Here is a 19559-nt window from a genome sequence, read left to right as displayed (position 1 = left end):
CCGTTTATTTTTTCTGACAGCTCTCACTGTTGCATACGCCGTAAAAAACCAGCGAATGATCTTTAATGTCAATACCGCTGTACTGGGAGGCCGTATTCTGGATGATCAGGAGGCGGGGATCACAAAACTCGATCACTTTGTTGCACCGGGTGCAGATAATATGGCTGTGCTGCCTTCTTCCGAAGGCTTTTTCGTACCGCGCAGCATTGTTATTCCCGAAGTTATGACGTATAACCAGCCCTATCTCCGTGAGCAGCTCCACCACGTTGTATACCGTAGCCTTGCTCACGTTAAAATTCTGCTGCAGCATAGAGTCAAAGAGATCTTCAATCTCGAAATGATCCTCCCGTTTATAGATCTCTTCCAGTATCCTGTAGCGCTCCTGCGTTTTCCGTAAGCCCAGTTCCTCAATTTTGGAGTCCAGCACCTGCCGGGCCTGATCATAAAGGGTGGGTTCTTTTTTTACCTCTTTAACCATGAAATAACGTTTACGGCAGGATTTGGCCTGCCTTTTAATTTTAGAACAATTTTAAATAAGGAATAGTTTCTAAACAAGCTCAGGCAAAATAAAAGGCAAAAAGAGGTTATTTGAAGAGCGCTAATTCAAAAAAACAGAGGCCGTTTCCCGTGTTTGTATGGAACAAATACAGGAAACGGCCTCCTTACAGGTTACGTTTTCTTAGCTTAGGCTTTTTTCACCAGCTTGTATTCGATCACCGGCTTACCTCTTTCACCACCATCCGTACCGATACCGGCATTTACAAATTTCAGCTTGTAAACATTGCCTTCGGCATCTTTGATCACATAGAATTTATCTTTGGTCACGCCTATAGCCGTACCGGAGGTTACTCTCCATTTGCTTCCAATGGCATCACGGGTTTTCACAAATGAAGTAGAAGCAATATTGCTCTCGGCGTAGTTGTCATAGCTTACGGTAGAAACCGCTACTTCGGCAGCTTCTGCACCGCCCAGGTAGTTCAGCAGGATGAAATCCTGGAACCAGTACGGGGTATTCAGCCCTGAGTTATAGGTACTGTAGGCATATTGAATATCCCATTCTTTGGCTTTAGGCTCCACGTTAGTAACCACACCGGTTTCAAACGAGAGGAAGCTCAGGTTAAAGTCGGCATTTTTAGCGATCTCAACGGTCTTAACGCTGGTTTCGCCTATCCGGGCATATTGTACCTTGTAGCCTGACCCGCTGCGGTCTACTTTCACTTTGTACCATTTGCTTTTCGGGGTGTTGTTGCCTTCAAAAGCGACCAGGTAAACTTTGTTTTCCGATGATGTGGTAGAAACCTCCGCAAATACGGTCTTGTTCAGGTCACCGTCCCAGCTGTCTACCAGTGAAATGGTAACGGGGTCGGTCAGCCTTGCGGTAGAAAGGTAGATATCTGCTGTAGTGGCCGTATCGGCTAGGGTAACCTGGGCAATATCGGTTTTGGTGGTCGCCGCTGCCGTGGTCTGGTAGGTGTGGTTCAGAACCACCCGGAACCGCGAGTCGTTGGTAAAGGCCAGGTTCCATGACTTCCGGCTGTTCAGATGGGTAGAGTTCCCGCTCAGATCCACGTATACGTTATTCGCATAGTTCGATTCCGAGGTTTTTCCTTCCAGTGTCAGCTGGCTGCCCTGGGAGATAATTTTAGAGAAGCTCAGCTTCGCGTCTTTGGTGAGGCCGATCAGCGTAGGGGCCGTCACTTGTGAAATGCTGAAGTTCAGCGTTTCTGATCCTGAAAGCAGGATCCCCGCTACCGGCGTTACCTTGATGGACGCCGAAGACTGTCCCTGCGGAATAGTCAGGCTGATCACATTGCCGGTGGCAGCAGGCTCGGTAGTGAAATGCTTACCGTATTCTACCCCGCTGGGCGTAAGGGTTACCGTTACAGGAATGGCCGCATCAGCTGCCCGGGTAAGTGTGATCTCAAGGGTGGCATCGGCGCCGGTAAGGCCCACTTCTGCCGTTTTAAAGGCTACGTAATTGTCAGGAAGGTCTACGGTATCGTCGTCGCAGGAAGAAACGAAAACCGTCATTAACGAGAACAGGAGAACTTTTATCGTGTTTTTCATATATAAAAAATTATTAATTACTTGGTAATCTGGACAGACAGGCCCAGGAAGTACGATCTTCCGTACGACATAGGAACGGCCCCGCCCGTAGAGTGGGCAGCCCCTGAGTCTGTCTGGCTGTTGGTAAGGCGGGTTACATCAAAAAGGTTTTTAACACCCGCATTCAGGGTAAAGTATTTATAGAAGACCTTGTTGAAGGTAAGGTCGGCAAGGGTGTACCCTTCTATTTCGGTAGGTTTTGCAATTACACCTGTGGAGGTGGTCTCGGCTATATAACGAGGCAGCTTGCCGGTGTATTTCAGGAAAAGGCTGATATTGGAGGCAATTTTCGGGAAATTATAGCGGAGATTGGTGTTGACTTCCGATGTCCACAGGAACTCGGCCAGGTCTTCACTTTCCGAGAAGCTGTTGTACCGGCCGATTCTCGAAAAGCCCAGGGTGGCATAAAGATTTTTCCAGTACAGGGTGTTGTTCAGCGTCAGCCCGGTGGTTTTGTGCTTGTCTACGTTCAGGTAGGTATTGATACCGGTATCGTTAGGGTCAATACCAATTGAAATCAGGTTGTCAAAGGTATTGTAGAACGTACCCAGCGTGGTGTTCCAGCGCAGATCCTGGCGGTCGGTTACCTGGTAAGACAGGAATGCATTGTAGCTGTCAGAGGTTTCGGCCTTCAGGTTCGGATTTCCTTTGATAGAATGGCTGGCATCAAAAAATGTAAAGTACAGCTCACGCAGCGCCGGTGAACGGAAGCCCCTGGCGTAGGCAGCCCTTAGGTCCAGGCCTTTGGCCAGGGTAAATTTGGTGTTAACGGAAGGGATCACCGGCGGGGCGTCGTATACCGAGTTGTAAATGAAGCGCAGGCCGGGCCGCAGGTTAACTTTAGAGCCCAGCTTGATCTCGGAAGAAGCAAAGTAGGCGTAATCGTTGATTTCGGGGCTTCCTTCTATCCGTTCTCCTGACGCCCCGTTAAGGTTGATTTCCACGCCGTGCTGCAGCGAGAAAACCGAATTCAGGCGGTGCTGACCGGTCAGCCGGAGAAAAGAAGAAGTGAAGATTGATTTGTCCTGGTTGCCGCTCAGCGACAGGGTCCTCCGGTCGGTCACCAGGTCAATTTCAGTGGTTTGCGTAGCCCGGCTATAGTCGGTATAGGCGGCGGCCAGCGAAAGGCTGTTTCCGGCGTTAATGCGGTACTCCGACTGCAGCTGGTGGAACCAGCGGTTGGTTACATAAAACTGGTCGGTAGCCGACTCGTGGTTGCTGTTGGTGTTAACGTACGTATTGCCCAGGCTTTTGAGGGTTTCCTTGGTGCCGTTAAACCGGTACCAGGCCGAGAAGGCTGCTTTCCGGAAGCCCAGCTGGGCGTAAGGAAGATACTGCTCTTTGGGCATCCATTCCATTTTGCGGCCGGTGGCGCTGCCCTGCCAGCCTCCGAAGAAATTCCGGGTTACCCCTCCGGCCGCTTCAAAACGGGCATTCTGCCACGAAAGCCCCAGCGATTCGTGGTGGGTTCCGGCGCCGGAGAAGGCTTTGTACTCGTCGCCGGCGGTTTCTTCCGAAACCCGGGCGTTGAGGGTGATGGCATTTGCAGATGCGCTCTTTTTGGTAATGATATTGATCACCCCTGCGAGGGCGTCTGAACCGTAATTAACCGACATAGGCCCTTCTACAATCTCAATTTTTTCCACGTTATTGATGTCGATCTGCCCCAGGCTTTCACGGGTAGCCCCCCGGTCAATGACCGGAACGCCGTCAAGCAGGATCTTCACGTTCTGACCAGACATGCCCATCAGCTCCACGTCTGTGGTGCCCAGGGTAAGGTCATTGGAAAAACGCATGCCCAGTTCGGTGCTCAGTACACTCTGGATGTTGGTAGCGCCCCGGAGCCGGATCTGCTCCTGGTTAATAACACGTATGTTGTATACCGAATTGCGCATAGACTGAGGGGCAAACTGGCCGGTGACCACCACCTCGTTAAGGGCGTGAGGGTCGATTTCCAGCTCAATGGTTCCGAAATCATAATTGTTCCGGATGCCCAGCTCTATGCTTTTTGGCCGGTATCCTGTTAAATCAAAAGTAATAGTATGGTTTCCAGGGTTGGCCTGCAGGCTGAATTTCCCGTCTTCACCCGAAACGGTAGCGCGGCCCTGCTCTTTCAGCCGCACGGTAACGCCCTGCAGGGGCTCGCGGCCATCCGTCAGCTGCCCGGTAAGTACAAGGGTCCCCTGTTGGGCCTCAGTAGCCAACGTTACTAGAAAAACGGATAAAGAGATAAGGAATGTTCGCATCTGAACCGGCTGTTTTTATTTATACCAATTATAAATTGGGTGCCAAAGTTAGGACGCAATACGGGTTTTGCAAAATTTATTTATAATAAGTTTAAATAAAAAGAGAAAATACCCGGCAGGCTTCTGGCTGCCGGGGTAAAAACTCAGTTTTCGTTGAACGAATCGGTAATGGCCTTACGCAGGGCCTGGTGGGGGCGCAGCCCGTTATTTTTATATACACGGGGTGTTTTATCGGTCGTGTTTTCGCGCGAGTACCGGAGGTTATCCATCAGGCTGCTGCGGTAGTTTTTGAGCTCTTCTGCCGACAGGCCGTCTTTGTGGGTGTTGCCGCTGTCGTAGCCGCTGTTGTACAGGCTTACCCGCGATGACTCCAGGGCCAGCTTGATCTTCTCGGCCAGGATACCGGCATTTTCTTCCAGGCGGCGCAGCTCCTGCTTCAGCTCGGCAACATCGGGCAGGATCTCCATCTTTTTGTCGTGAAATTCCAGGTGGGAGGTGCTTTCAAACAGGGGCTTGCTGGCCTCTGCCAGGCGCGTCCGCAGCTTACGGATGCGGCGGCCCGCCCGGTTGATGGCCGGGTTATGCCAGAACCAGCGCTTCCAGTAGCTGCTCAGGATAGGAAAGGCAATGCCGAAGCAGATAGCTCCCGCAATGGCAAAGAGCACGCCGCTCAGTACAAAAGACAGCAGGGCCCAGTTACTGGTCACCAGCTGCTTGTTCAGGGCGTCTACCTCTTTCATTTTGGCTTCTATTTTCTGGGTCAGGGCCGGATCTGTGATGGTTTCGGTTCCCTGGATGAGCGGGGTGGCGGCCAGCTGCAGCGATTTGATCTCGCTGTTGATGCCGGCCTTCAGCTTGTCGGCCTTATAGGCTTCGTACCGGAACCAGCCCAATACCGAGAGGGTCACCACCGAGATAACCACCAGCGTGGTCTGGAAATACCCGTGCAGCTTCTTCGACCGTTCGGTCGGGTTTTTCAGGTAGGGCTCTTCCACCAGCCTTTCATACGCCGGCTTCAATAAGAGGGTCACTCCTGCCAGTCCGCTGGCAAACGCCCAGGCCTCCATATTGTTTTTAATGTTCAGCGCATAGGCCACAATCTCGTGACTGATGATCAGGTCACCCGACAGGAAGACCAGCCCGGCGGCAAAATAGATAAGCCCGGCCAGCAGCGGGTAGTAGAGCGGGTTTTTTGCTTTTTCCTCCCGGGTGTCCTCTATTTTTTTCTCGAGGGTTGAGATTTCCTTTTCAATGGCGCTCACCCCGTGCGCATGGCTGCTGTACCGGTGCTTTACCTCGCGGGTCGCTTCCAGTATTTCCAGCTTCTGCCGGGTAGTATCGGCAATCTGCTCTTTCAGGGCCAGGATCTGCTCATCGAGCTGCTGCTTGCTGTCGGTCAGCCAGTTCAGCGTTACCTCGCTGGATACATAATCTTCGTAGTTGGATTTATCCAGGTCTTCCAGGCCGTTTTCCAGTCCTTTTTTAAAATCCTCGTCCATAGTTTTTTGAGCTTTGAGCTCTGAGCTTTGCGCAATGAGCTTTGGGCTTTTGTTATTGGCTCATAGCTCACGACTCATAGCTCACAGCTATCTTATTATTTTAGAAATTTGAGTTCCGCTCAGGCGGTCTTTGTAATCTTTGGCCAGGTGGTATTCGCTGAGAAAGAGGTTGATCACGGCCTCTTTATCGGCATTCAGCCGGTTAATGGCGGCTTCGGTTTCGTTCAAAATGCTTACAATCTTCCATTTTTCCAGGCGGATTTTCTCCATGTCCTTTTCAAGCAGCTCCATGTCGTCTTTCCAGTCGGTGCCGGCCGCGGTCTTTTCCTGCTGCAGGTGCCGGTTGGCCTTAAAGAGGGTGAACTCTTTTTTCAGGCGGGCCAGGCTGCCCAGGAACAGCTTCCCGGATAAGAGAAAGGCAAAAAAAGTAAAGAGCAGAAAGCCCAGCGATTTATACCAGGGCATCTGCGCTACTACCTGCACATATACAAATAAGGAAGCGGCCAGCGGCATGCCCAGTTCTTCAAGTACCCTACGCCAGGTTACCCGGTCTTCGTTATGAATCACCGAAGTGGTGTAGTACAGGCTGAACATGCCCGTCAGGAACACGCCCCAGGCTATCCACTCGGCCTGCTCGGGAAACCCGTACCGGATGCCCTCGCGGATCAGGAAGTAATTTCCCGCGCACATGCCCAGCGACAGCACCAGGCCCACCGTTACCCTCAGTATATTCTCCTCCCGCGGCTCTTGCTGCAGAACGCCGGCGGCTTTCAGCGAGAGGTCGCTGAGGGCAGAGTTTTTCTTTTCCAGCACCAGGTTCAGCTCCCCGATCTTTTCGGTCAGCTCCTCCTGGGTACGGATGTACCTGGCGGTATGCTTTTTATATATGGAAGCGATGATGCCGATCTTTTCCTGCGGATCCGTGCCGCTGAGGCCGTAAATAACGCCTTCATCACGAAGGGTGTCTTCACTGGTGAGCCAGTGCGGAAACTCGTCCTCCTCTTCCCCGGGCACGGGCAGCGCAGGCATTTCAGGCAATGTTTCAGACAGGGGAATGACCGCCTGCGGGCTTACTTCTTCAGCGGGAGCCGGCACTTCTTCTTCCCGGAAGTACCGTTTGATCTTCTTAAACCAATTCATACGGGCGTAACAGCTAATTCAAAATTATTCAGGAAAACGAACGTAAAGAGGTTGTGGGTTAACAGCTTAACCCGTTTGTTCCTCTTATAACAGTAATATTCCGGAAAAATTTTTCAAAGCACAAAATAAATGTGACCGGCGGTAAGGTGATGTGACGAAATCCCCGCTTTATGTTTTTAAATTTGCGGGATAAAGCAGTTGCTCACGGAAGGAGATCTGTGAGATCCTCAAAACGCCGTGAGACCATATATAAAGTAAATATGAAATAGCCATGAGCAGTCAGCTATCAGCTATCAGAAGTCGGGCACACCGGGTGACGTATCACCAACCGGCCCATGAATAAGCGGTCCGCCGCTGCGGCTGACCGCTGATAGCTGAAGGCTGAAAGCTAAAATTTTATGCACATGAAATTAAATTACAGGAAACTGGGCAGCGGCCGGCCCCTGGTGGTGCTTCACGGGGTTTTCGGGTCATCGGATAATTTATTTACGGTTTGCCGGAACATTGCCGGAAAAGGGTATGAGGTGTTCATCCTTGATGCCCGCAACCACGGGCAGTCGGAGCGCTCTGACATCTTCAGCTACGAGGCGATGGCTGCAGACCTCGGGCACTTTCTTACGGAGCACGAAATTTCAGCGCCGGTGATTCTCGGGCATTCCATGGGCGGGAAAACCGTGCTGCAGTTTTCGCAGCAGTATACTAATTTCTCAGGGCTTATTGTGGTAGACATTGCGGCCCGCAGCTATGCTCCTCATCACGATCACATCATCCGGGGACTGAAAGCCATTGATACCCAAACGCTCACCTCAAGAAAAGAAGCGGAAGAGATCTTCAGCCGGTATGTAACCGATGCCGGAGAACGGCAGTTCCTGCTGAAGAACCTGTACCGTACAGATGAGGGCGGGTTCGACTGGCGCATAAATATCCCGGTGCTGGCAGAGCATACCGGTGAAGTGGTGTCGGCCATTCCCCTGCATAAGCAGGTAGAGCAACCTTTGCTGCTGATGCGCGGTTCAGAATCGGGATACGTTCGCGACGAAGATTTTGAATACCTCAAAACGTACTACCCGGCCGCCCGGATGGAGACCATTGAAGGGGCGAATCACTGGATTCATGCCACCCGGCCCGCTCAGTTCGAAGAAAGTGTCATCCGGTTTTTGAACGAAGTGCCGGCGATTTAGCCCGGCCGCCCGGCCCAACTGCCGGTAAGCAGCGGGATTCGCCGGTTTAAACGGGAAAATGCCCCGTTTTACCCCTGAAATAAGGAAAATCAGGACCTTATAGTTGTCAAAACAATTATAAGGCCTTTTTTATTATTTGGGGGTTTAAAAGAAAAAAAATAATACAATATTAATAAATAATAAATTATTTTATTAATTTCGCACCAACAATTGTATTTTTATAACAAAAAATTGTCTAAACCGAATAATTATGGTTAAAAAATTACTTGTCCTGGTTGCTTGTTTTATAGCGATGGGATTTAATGTGATGGCGCAGAATGTAACCGGTAAAGTGACCGAGGCTGGCGGAGCCGGTTTACCTGGCGTTACTGTTGCAGTTAAAGGTGCATCAACCGCCACAATGACAGATGCAGAAGGTAATTATCGTATCGTTGCCGGAGGAAATGCTACCCTCGTTTTTACTGCTGTAGGCTATTCATCCCAGGAAGTTGCCGTTTCGGGTAGGTCTGTGGTGAATGTTGAACTGGCAGAAGACAACACCATTCTTGAAGAAGTGGTAGTTACGGCGCTGGGTATTCAACGGGAGAAAAAATCGCTGGGTTATGCAGTTCAGGAGCTGAAGGGAAGTGACCTGGTAGAAGCTCGCGAAACCAACCTTGCTAATGCTTTTTCTGGTAAGGTTGCTGGTTTACAGGTGGTTAGGTCCAGTAATGGAGCCGGAGGATCCTCTAAAATCGTGTTAAGGGGAAATACGTCTCTGACCGGAAATAATCAACCGCTGATTGTAGTAGATGGTATTCCGATTGATAACTTTACAGGATCCTCTAATAATGATTACTGGAATGCAGGTTTGGATATGGGTAACGGACTAGGCGATATTAACCCGGAAGATATCCAGTCGTTGACCGTACTAAAAGGGCCATCTGCCGCTGCACTTTACGGTTCCAGAGCAGGTAATGGGGTTATCCTGATTACTACAAAGAGCGGCCGGAAACAGCCGGGTCTGGGAATTACCTTTAGCACTACACTGGGATCTGAAAATATTTTTATGAAGCCGGAGCTTCAGACTACCTTTGCTCAAGGCGATAACAATATTTACGATGCCATGAGTAATAACAGCTGGGGGCCTAAGATCACTGGCCAGAGTGTACCGAAATGGGACGGAACATCTGCACCGCTTCAGTCGTATAATAACGTAGATGAATTTCTGCGGAACGGTACTAACCAGAATTACGCACTGTCACTGCAGCAGCAGTACGGTTCTACGGGTGTATACTCTTCTGTAAGTTATCTGGAAGACAGGAGTATTATTCCGGGCAATAAGCTTACCCGTCTGAACTTCTCTACCCGGGCCACCACAAGCTTCGGTACGGAAAACAGGTGGACCAGCGACGTGAAGTTTGCCTACAACAATACGGCAGGTTATAACCGGCCAATTAACGGTCGGGACAGAAGCAGTGTTTATACCCTGTACACCATGCCGCAGACTATGAATATCGCTGACTTCAGCGCAGCTACCGACCAGTTCGGTAATATGCTGTGGTATCCGGGAGCTTTTGCCTGGACGCCTAACCCTTACTGGTTATCGAAATATAACCTGAACCAGGATACACGTAACCGTTTCATCATGAACGGATCATTGAAATATGCATTCACCGATTGGTTAGATGCAGAAGTGAAAGTTGGGGGTGACCTTTATGCTACAAGTGGCGAAGAAAAAACATGGTCGGGAAGCCCGATGGCCAACCGATACGCTACCAATAAGAAGACATTTACTGAAGTGAACTATACCGCTCTGGTAAAAGCTATGAAAGACAAGGTGATCGGTAATCTGGGGGGTAACCTGACCATAGGCGGTAACCTGATGAACCGTCAGTGGTCATCCATCGGTGCGAATGCAGGATCATTGGAAGTACCTAACCTGTTCAAGATCGATAACTATAAAGCCGGAAACCTTACCCTGGATCAGGGAATGGAGAAAAAGAAGATCAACTCAGTATTTGCTTCTGCCGGAGTGAATTATGATGGATGGATTTTCTTGGACGTAACGGCGAGAAATGACTGGTCTTCTGCCATGATAGAGGCGAATCGTTCGTACTTCTACCCTTCTTATAGCTTATCATATGTATTTACAGATCACGCCACAGCAGCCGGAATGAGCCTTCCTTCATGGTTAAGTTATACGAAGCTCAGAGGGTCTTACGCTACAGTGGGTAATGACCTGGCCCCTTATATGCTGTATAACGGTTACAGTATCAGCACGGGCCCAGGTGGACAGACAGTAGCTTCACGTGAGAAATTATTAAAAGACGCGAATGTAAGAAGTGAGTTGATTAAGAACTTGGAATTTGGTGCGGAGCTGAGATTCCTGAACAACCGCCTGGGACTGGACTTCACATGGTATAAATCCAATGCTACGCGCCAGTTAATCGATATTCCGATGGACCCGCTCAGCGGATATGAGAACCGGAAAATCAATGCTGGTAATATTCAGAACAAAGGATTTGAGATTATGGCTACAGCCAATATCCTGACTAATCCGGATAAGCTGGGATGGTCTCTAATGGCCAACTTCTCCAAAAATGAGAACAAAATCCTGGATATTGCTTCTGATCTGAATGTAGATTTCTATAACCTGGGCAACTATGACAATCTATTCATCCGGGCTACTACTGACGGGATGTACGGCGATATCTACGGAACCCGTTTCCTTCGGGTGAAAGATGAGAGCAGTCCTTATTACGGGCAATTGATCTTGAATGGAAGCGGCTTGCCACAAGTAGACCCAGAAATCGTAAAATTGGGTAACCAGCAGCCGAAAGCCATGATAGGTATAACCAATAGTTTCACCTATAAGTCAGTAGGTCTGTCATTCCTGGTAGATGCCCGCCTGGGTGGAGAGATATTCTCCGGTTCTAATGTAGGACTGCAACGTTTCGGTGTAGCAGCTGTTACGGCTCCGAATGGCGAACGTCCTGAGATGGTTGTTGACGGTGTAATCGAAAGCTCTGATGGCGTTTATGCCAAAAATGCTGTTTCTATCTCCCAGCAGCAGTATTGGAATACGATTGCTACTCTCGGTAACCTGGGGGTAGGTGAAGCTAACCTTTACGATGCTACTAATGTACGCTTAAGAAACATCACACTTAGCTATGCATTGCCTAAGGGGGCTTTTGGAAAAGTATTCCAGAATGCCAAAGCCAGCCTGGCCTGCAATAACGTGTGGATGATCAAGAGCAACCTGAAAGGTATTGACCCTGAGTCGGTGTATGCTACGGGTACTAATGCTACTGGTTTTGAAAGCGGAGGGTTCCCTACGATGAGGTCGTATATGCTTTCGTTGACATTTGGTTTTTAAAGGATTAAACAGGAGAATTAAAATGAAAAAAATAATAAAGAAATCATTTATTCCGGCGCTACTTACTCTGGTATTTACCACGGGATGTAGTGACTTTTCAGAGATAAATACCGATCCGCGTGTGGCAAGTGAGAGCCAGGTTCAGGTAGAATATTTTATCAATAACTCAATTGTATCGAGCCAGATGGACCCGCATATTGCGGAAAGGGTATTTGTACTGTATTGGAAAACGGCCGGCCACCAGCAGCTTGGTGGAGGGATTTCCGTAGGTGGGTACGATGACGGCTGGTCAAGCGACTATTACGGTAGCGGGTTTATGGGAGGTTGGTTGAACCATATCTATGCAGCAGTGGAGGTAGCCGAAAAGCAGATTGCTGAGGGAAATGCAAAGGAGTACACCAATAACCTTTTGCAGGTGGCGCGAATCTGGAGAGCATATCTGCTGAGTGAGCTGACTGATAACTTTGGACCTATTCCTATTGATGGGTATCAGGGTAAAAATCCTACATTCAGTGATGTTAAAACGGTATATTATTACCTGTTGGACGAATTGAAGGATGCGTCTTCCAAAATTGACCCTTCGATTTCAGGAAGCCTTAGACCAGAGCTTGATAAAGCATATGGGTATGACTACGCAAAATGGCAGAAGTATGCTAATTCGATGCGGCTTCGGCTGGCCATGCGTTTATCAGAAGTAGACCCGGCAAAGGCTAAGTCAGAATTTGAAGCGGCAGCCTCACTTCCGTTAATCACTTCACTTGATGAAACTTTTCAGATCCAGGAAGCAGGTGGATGGGACGCGCTGACAGGTGTAATGACCCGGGAGTGGAACTACTTCCAGCTGTCTGCCACTATGAGCAATATTTATATGGGACTGGGCGGAATTAAATCAGCTGACCAGGTGGGTGCTGATCTGCAGTCTGCAGTTAAGCCGGCCAATTATGTAGGGCTTAAGCTGGATCAGCATTTCACCACCATGACAAATGACCCTTCCGCAGGATACTGGCTAGATGGGCTTCCTAATACCATTGACCCGAGAGCATACAAGACCTATATTATTCCGGGAGATTTTGCCAATACGGACTTTAACGCGTATCCTTCCTGGGATGAGACGGCGAAAACTACTAAAAGGGATTTGCTAGACGCCGATAGTAAACCGGTTTTAACCTTGGATGCCAAATATACCTGGAATGCGCCTGCAAATGGTTCGTGGGGAACGAAGGGCTCAAGAAACCAGATCTACTCGTTTAATGGGGCTACACCGCGTCATGGCGCACAGTTTAGAAACGGTACCAGCCAACGGATTTTCTTTGCACCATGGGAAACCTACTTCCTGATGGCTGAAGCTGCTGTAAGGGGCTGGACTGTTCCGATGAGTGGACAGGCCGCATATGAAACCGGTATTGACAGAAGCTTTGAATACTGGGATGGCAAAACCCGTTCAGGTGTTAAGCCTTCTACTTTCCTGGCAGCATACAAAGCATCTACAGACTTCAACCGGCTGGGAACTTCCGTAAGCTGGGCACATACAACAGAGCCCGCTGCGTCATATACAGTTAGCTATAAAGATGGTTATACCGGTACAGCCGGAACGACTACGCGGATCTACCCTAAAAACGACCTGTATAAGAACGGAACAATAAAGAATGATCTTCTGACCAAGATTATTACGCAGAAGTTCATTGCACAGAACCCGTGGCTGCCACTGGAAACCTGGAGTGATCATAGAAGATTAGGGCTGCCTTTCTTTGAGAACCCGGCAATTGAACAGGCTATCAGTACTTTACCAGCGCTGAATTCAGGAAATTATATGACAGTCAATGTCAAGTTTTTCCCCCAGCGACTAAAATATCCATCCAGTATTCCTGCGAGTAATGCCGTTGGTTATTCTCAGGCAGTTTCTGCTTTAGGTGGTGCAGATGATGTGTTTACATCGCTGTGGTGGGCTAAGAAATAAGAGTATATATAATTGAATTTGAAAGAGGCCGTCCATTTTTTGGGACGGCCTCTTTTTTATTTATAGGTTTAGTGATTTAGATGTAAGCTGCTACACTATTTTTCTTCTGCCATAGAATTCGGGAAAATGCCTTGGGAATGCTTAATATCCCCATTTTTAATAAGCTATTAACTTCAGCTTGTCGGTATTCTTATCCCAGTATGTTATATACTTCCTATGTATAAAGAACTTTTTTGACCGCTGTATGGAGCGGCTGTAGCCCAGGATATAAGTCTTTGTCTAAAAATGTGTGACACCACTGCAATTCCAGTCTTAAGTTAATTGCAAAACCCTGTTAAAAAATATTGGTCTTCAGCAATGTAATTTTTGATCTAACAATGAAAATAAAAAAAATCATATATTTTGTTTTTTTTATACAATATTTGTATATATATTGCACTGTCTGCATAGAGTATTTTGCTATCTTAATTACTAAGCGGAATAAGTAAAAGAATACTCTAATTATTAATTTTTATTAAATATCACTCTTTAAATTCAATAGCCATGAAGTCTAAATTTAATTTTCCGGTTTCTTCTCTGATCATTACGATTATTTTTACTTACAGTTTACTTGGCTGCAAGTCAGATATTAATGATGATATTGCAAGTTTTGAAAATATTCCACCTGTTGAATTAGCTGATTTAATATTTAATGACCCCGATTTTTCTGATTGGAAAAATTTGGAAGCCCAAAGAATCACTAATCTATATTGGAGCGACGAAGAAGAAAGAAAAGAAAAACTTACTTTCTATAATAATAAAAAGATTTCTTCGCTCGAAGATCGAAATTCATTTTCTGAAATATTAGGGTTTAACGATTTCGCTGAACTTTTAAAACATCACAAACTTTCAGCTGAAATGGACAGGAAATATAACTTGGAAAAATTGTCTGATGAAAATAAATTAATATTTGCAGATAGATTATCAAAGAATAGTTTGAATTTTACTTTAAATGAAAATTTATTATTTTCCAGCTCTAAGGCTCGAACTAGTGCTATCATGTGTGGTGAGCGGCCTGAGTGTTGGAAATGCGTTTTTGATTGGTTAGCTTGTACGGGACAGTATACCGGAGTATATTCGCTGTTGGTAGTAGAAAATCGTTATGGCTCTCCTTTTAACTATTCAGCACCTGCTTATTCGACGGAAACAACCCAATATTGGAATGGAAGTCAGGTGTCGGGCCCTAATATTGAAGTGTATACTGTGGAAATTACTTGGGTAGAAGTGCATCAAAATCAAAATAATTGGAGTAGTAATAATATGTTACATCAATTCCGAAGTATGTCGCCTAGTGATGGTTGTACTAATTATAGAGCTAATTGTATGAGTCAATGCTGTCCATTCTAAATTGAAATACCTATGTTTACAATAGCTTGTTATCGCTTAAAGATGCTACTCTCTAGTCTAGAGAATTCTCCCAGGCTTTAAAATTGTAATAATTAGAAAAAGTTAGATTTGAATGAGGTCGTCCAAAAAGGAGGGCCTCATTTATTTAGGATCAATAAATATCTGCTTAATGGTTATCTCTCTTATAGATGAAGCACCTTTATGTTTTACTTTTGCTTTCAGCATGGTAAGAAATTCATCTAGGATTTGTTAAGAGTGTGTAATTAGGAAGGTTGTGCTTTAGGCAGATAATTAAGCGAAGAGATTTGTGTTTCGCCATTCATGAATGATGAGTTCTATACCCTTAACTTGGACAAGAGTCATAAGCCACTCAGATAATCAATAGCCAGACGGGAGAATACCACTTCGTATTTGCTGCCTGTTGCCGGTTGAAATCGGCCTCGTAAATTCTGCCGGCAGACAGGTCTGAAGGATCAATGCTCCCGATGCACAGGATGCTGTATACGCCGTCTGCCCGGCGGGCCATTTTTACCGGCGGACTGTTGATTTCGGGCAGCGAGTAAAGCATATTGTCTTTGTCTTTAACAAAAAGCCGGTTGGTGGCCTCGCCTAAAAAGAGCTCGCCGGTCGGTTCATTCCCATACAGCAGGGTGGTTTTCGGAACCGGGTTGTCTTCTATGGTCATCTGGCTTGCCGAAAACCCGGTAAGGGGCAGGGGCTCAGGCTTTGTAGCCTGGGGCAGCGGTTCGGGCGGCGAGTTCTTTTCGTAGTATTTTACAATGGCTTCCCATTGCTCGTTGGTCAGGAGCTGAACCTTGGAATAAACGTTCAGGTCATCCAGCAGCTTTCTCTCCGGGCTGCTCTTCTCCTTCAGGTAATTCTTTTTGATGGATTTTACCCCCAGCCGGCTGCCCATGTTGGGCAAAACGTTCTCTGTCCAGGTACGGGTGGGAAGCAGGTCGGGCGTAGGAAACAAATGGCACGACCCGCAATACTGCCGGGCCAGGGCTTCGCCCGGAAGCGGCTTCTGTCCCCATGCAGAAAATGCCATAAGCATAAAAAATACCGCTGCCCGTTTTTTCATAGATTTCCGGATACTACACCCGCTTAATAAGTTATTATTTAGCGTAACAACTTTTGTCACGCACAGAGGATAACAAATAACGGGTGTATTTTAATAAAAAAATATAAATAAATAGGGCAAAAGAATAATTTTTTTTATTTTTGACCATAGTATAATAAAAAACCTGAATTCCTTTTTGAACAAAAAATAAATGTTTCACACCTGCAGGGGTTTGTGACATACTTTAAACGGTGCATTCGCAGTTATGTTAAAGCGCCGTTAGACGGTTCCGGGGTGATTTTAGGAAAAGGAGATATAATATTTGCAATGAGTTTATTGAAAAGTACGACCTTAAATAGTGAAATAAATCATAAGGAGTCTGCTGTTGAATCCAAGAAAATTAAAAATAAGCGGAATATCCTCAAGCACCTTTATTTTGAGGATAAGAAGAGTATTGCAGAACTTTCAGAAGCATTGTTTATCAGCATTCCTACACTAACGGCTCACCTGGAAGAGCTGCTGGAAGAGAAATGGCTGATCGGCGAGGAGGTAGATACCAAGAAGCAGGGGAGAAACCCGACCATCTACTCCATGAACCCGGAATACAAGCATACGCTGGTCATTGATATTACCACCCGGTCTACCAAGGCGGTTTTATTGAATTTCCGGAACGAGATTGTATCTGAAAAAGAGTATGAGCTGGGCGTGACCAATGACCAGTCTTTCCGCACGCAGCTCCTGGAGGTCATTGACAGCACCATTGAAAACTATACCGGCACGGGCCGGGAGATCGTGGCCGTAGGGCTTGCCCTGCCTGGTCTTATCAATAAGCTTACCGGGCAGAACAAAACCTACCTGGGGCTGAATTCGGAAAATACCTCTTTAAGCCAGGTTATTTCGGCCAAATGGGGAATCCCGGTGTATGTGCTGAACGACTCCAAAGCCACGGTATTCGGCGAGTCGCTTTTCGGGGTGGGCCGGGACCAGAACCACCTGCTTTCTATTAACGTAGACTGGGGTGTGGGTCTGGCGGTGGTCATTAACGGGCAGATTTTTAACGGGGCTTCGGGTTTTGCCGGTGAGCTGGGGCACATCCAGGTGCATCCTGACGGCGAGCTGTGCCGTTGCGGAAAGGTAGGCTGCCTTGACACCGTGGCTTCGGCTTCAGCCCTGTTGAGAAAGGTGAAAAGAGGGCTTTCGTGCGGTGAAGTTTCGTCACTGGCCCGGTTCAAAGACAACCTGGAGCAGCTTACGCTGGAAGATGTTATTGAGGCGGCCTCCAAAGGCGACGGCTTTGCCATTGATATCCTGTACAATATTGGTATTGAGCTGGGGAAAGGCCTCTCTGTGGCCGTGCACCTCTTCAATCCGCGCCTGATTGTTATTGACGGTGTGCTGTCAAAAGCCGGTAACCTGATCGTTAACCCGGTAGAATTTGCCATCAACAAGCACTGCCTCCCTGACTTTAAAGAAAACCTGACCATCCGGGTCACTGAAATCGGTGATTCGGCAAAGCTATTGGGCATGAATGCCTTTGTAGCCAAAAGATTATTCAAAAATGATTAACCGGAGAGATTTTGTAATAGGCTCTGCTGCCGCTTTGGGAAGCATGGCATTTCGCCCTTTGAATTTTTTCAATGCAGATTTCCCGGTGGTCAGAACCCCGTTGGCACAAAGAAAATTCACCGATGACACGGTAGAGGCCGTGATCAGCCGGATAAAAGGAAAATGTGCCGATAAAGAGCTGGCCTGGCTTTTTGAAAACTGTTTCCCCAATACGCTCGATACTACCGTAGATTACACGGTTACCCATGGCCGGCCCGATACCTTTGTCATCACCGGCGACATTGACGCCATGTGGCTCAGAGACAGCACGGCACAGGTATGGCCGTACCTGCCGCTTTGCCATCTTTCAGAAAAGCTGAAGAGCCTGCTGACCGGCGTGGTGAACCGGCAGGTAGACTGCATCAACTTTGACCCCTATGCCAACGCCTTCTATAAAACCGCCAAAGTGGGTGAGTGGGCAAGCGACCATACGGATATGAAGCCGGGCATCCACGAGCGGAAATGGGAAATCGATTCGCTGTGCTATCCCGTGAGGCTGAGCTATCATTTATGGAAGGAGACGGGCGATGCCGGCCTGTTTACGGCAGAGTGGCTCCGCGCCGCCAATGCCATTTACAAGACATTTACAGAACAGCAGCGCCTGAACGACCGCGGCCCTTACCGTTTCGGCCGTACCACATCGTGGTCTACCGACACCGTACCCGGAAACGGTTACGGGAATGCTACCCGGCCTAACGGGCTGATCCATTCCATCTTCCGGCCTTCTGACGATGCCACCCTTTACCCTTTCCTGATTCCGGCTAACTTTTTTGCAGTGGTTTCCCTGCGCCAGATGGCGGAAATTCTTACCGGGGTTTACGGAGAAAAGGAGCTGGCCGGGAAATGCCAGGCGCTGGCCCGCCAGGTAGAGGAGGCCATTTACAAGGTGGCGGTGATAAAGCATGCTGCGTTTGGGGATATCTTTGCCATGGAGGTAGACGGCTTCGGAAATGCTTTGTTCCAGGACGATGCCAACGTACCCAACCTGCTGGGCCTGCCGTATCTCGGTGCGCTCCGTTCATCTGACCCCATATACAAGAGAACGCGTAAGTTTATTCTGAGTGAAAGCAACCCGTACTTTTTCAGGGGGAAAGAGGCCGAAGGCATTGGCAGCCCCCATACATTGATCAACCAGATCTGGCCCATTGGCGTTATCATGCGGGCCATGACGTCTGATGCAGACGATGAGATCCTTCGCCAGCTGCGGATACTCAAACGCACGCACGGCGGAACCGGCTTCATGCACGAGTCATTTGACAAAGACGACTCTTCTAAATTTACCCGCAAATGGTTTGCCTGGGCCAATACGCTGTTTGGCGAGCTGATTTTGAAAATTGAGAAGGAGCGTCCCCACCTGTTAAAAGTAGTATTGTAATTTTTCGGATAAATTTTTGAACTAAACTGTGACATGTGCGGTTATCTATTTCCGGGCGGATAAGAAGGGTAAAAAAAGTTTATCAACCGCCCAATATTTAAAGCGCTGAAGGCCAGTAGGGAAGACCGGAAGGCTGTTTTTTTTGTAAAAAATAGCGCAGGTAAAATTTGGAGAATAAAGAAAGGGTCGTACCTTTGCAGTCCTTTCAGAAAGGGACAAACGAAAGGGGCTTTTGAGGAATAAAAAAATATTTTAAAAAAGTTTTGCAAAGAAGAAAAATGTTTCTACCTTTGCACTCCCAAACGACGAGAGAGGGGAAGAGGAAGGCCGGAGAGAGGGAAAGAGGAGTGGGGCAAACGAGCTCACGATAAGTGGGATAAAGTTCATTAACTTGTTGGGGATAAAGATGGAAGCACAGTAGAGACAGAAGCGATTTTGTCTTTACCACAGGGAGGCGAGAGCCGAGCTGTGAAATAAAAACAGGTAAGAAAAAGAGAAAGGCAAACTTCATACGATGTAGAGATATTTACAATGGAGAGTTTGATCCTGGCTCAGGATGAACGCTAGCGGCAGGCTTAATACATGCAAGTCGAGGGGGCAGCAATGTCACCGGCGAACGGGTGCGTAACGCGTATGCAACCTG

At 47.8% G+C, this 19559-nt stretch carries 12 protein-coding genes and 1 rRNA gene; 7 read left to right on the top strand and 6 right to left on the bottom strand.

The features are described 5' to 3' along the window. Window positions 1-4: 4 nt before the first annotated feature. The 5 genes from AB2U10_RS16650 to AB2U10_RS16630 form a co-directional block, all read right to left on the bottom strand. A complete protein-coding gene (locus AB2U10_RS16650; protein WP_367915978.1) occupies window positions 5-478 on the bottom strand; it encodes a Fur family transcriptional regulator in 474 nt (157 codons plus the stop codon). A 206-nt stretch (window positions 479-684) separates the two neighbouring features. Then, complete coding sequence (locus AB2U10_RS16645) at window positions 685-2067, bottom strand: HmuY family protein (RefSeq protein WP_367915977.1); 1383 nt, start codon at window positions 2065-2067, stop codon at window positions 685-687. Between the two features lie 17 nt (window positions 2068-2084). After that, on the bottom strand, window positions 2085-4352 hold the full coding sequence (locus AB2U10_RS16640) for a TonB-dependent receptor (protein WP_367915976.1): 2268 nt from the start codon (window positions 4350-4352) through the stop codon (window positions 2085-2087). A 143-nt stretch (window positions 4353-4495) separates the two neighbouring features. Continuing rightward, window positions 4496-5851, bottom strand: coding sequence for a hypothetical protein (locus tag AB2U10_RS16635; protein ID WP_367915975.1), 1356 nt, complete (start codon window positions 5849-5851; stop codon window positions 4496-4498). A gap of 87 nt (window positions 5852-5938) precedes the next feature. After that, complete coding sequence (locus AB2U10_RS16630; protein WP_367915974.1) at window positions 5939-6991, bottom strand: hypothetical protein; 1053 nt, start codon at window positions 6989-6991, stop codon at window positions 5939-5941. 404 nt (window positions 6992-7395) lie between these two features. On the opposite strand from AB2U10_RS16630, the gene AB2U10_RS16625 reads away from it, so the two are divergent. The 4 genes from AB2U10_RS16625 (at window position 7396) to AB2U10_RS16610 (ending at window position 14873) form a co-directional block, all read left to right on the top strand. Continuing rightward, on the top strand, window positions 7396-8172 hold the full coding sequence (locus AB2U10_RS16625; RefSeq protein WP_367915973.1) for an alpha/beta fold hydrolase: 777 nt from the start codon (window positions 7396-7398) through the stop codon (window positions 8170-8172). Between the two features lie 250 nt (window positions 8173-8422). Then, the gene (locus AB2U10_RS16620; RefSeq protein ID WP_367915972.1) at window positions 8423-11530 is read left to right on the top strand and encodes a SusC/RagA family TonB-linked outer membrane protein; all 3108 of its coding nucleotides are present in this window, start codon (window positions 8423-8425) and stop codon (window positions 11528-11530) included. A 22-nt stretch (window positions 11531-11552) separates the two neighbouring features. Beyond that, window positions 11553-13487, top strand: a complete 1935-nt coding sequence (locus tag AB2U10_RS16615; RefSeq protein WP_367915971.1) for a SusD/RagB family nutrient-binding outer membrane lipoprotein — start codon at window positions 11553-11555, stop codon at window positions 13485-13487. 543 nt (window positions 13488-14030) lie between these two features. Beyond that, on the top strand, window positions 14031-14873 hold the full coding sequence (locus AB2U10_RS16610) for a hypothetical protein (RefSeq protein ID WP_367915970.1): 843 nt from the start codon (window positions 14031-14033) through the stop codon (window positions 14871-14873). A 370-nt stretch (window positions 14874-15243) separates the two neighbouring features. Here AB2U10_RS16610 and AB2U10_RS16605 read toward each other — a convergent pair whose 3' ends face one another. Next, entirely contained in the window at window positions 15244-15957 is a 714-nt protein-coding gene (locus tag AB2U10_RS16605; protein ID WP_367915969.1) for a hypothetical protein, read from the bottom strand. A gap of 306 nt (window positions 15958-16263) precedes the next feature. Here AB2U10_RS16605 and AB2U10_RS16600 point away from each other — a divergent pair, with 306 nt between their 5' ends. The 3 genes from AB2U10_RS16600 to AB2U10_RS16590 all read left to right on the top strand — a co-directional run. Then, entirely contained in the window at window positions 16264-17502 is a 1239-nt protein-coding gene (locus AB2U10_RS16600) for an ROK family protein (protein WP_367915968.1), read from the top strand. After that, the gene (locus AB2U10_RS16595) at window positions 17495-18916 is read left to right on the top strand and encodes a glycoside hydrolase family 125 protein (protein WP_367915967.1); all 1422 of its coding nucleotides are present in this window, start codon (window positions 17495-17497) and stop codon (window positions 18914-18916) included. The genes AB2U10_RS16600 and AB2U10_RS16595 overlap by 8 nt, the downstream gene beginning before the upstream one ends. A 528-nt stretch (window positions 18917-19444) precedes the next feature. Then, window positions 19445-19559, top strand: a 16S ribosomal RNA gene (locus AB2U10_RS16590); the annotation flags it as partial.

Origin of the sequence: Leadbetterella sp. DM7 (genome assembly GCF_040829825.2) — a bacterium.
Lineage (GTDB): Bacteria > Bacteroidota > Bacteroidia > Cytophagales > Spirosomataceae > Leadbetterella.
This window is presented reverse-complemented; position numbering and strand designations above follow the sequence as displayed.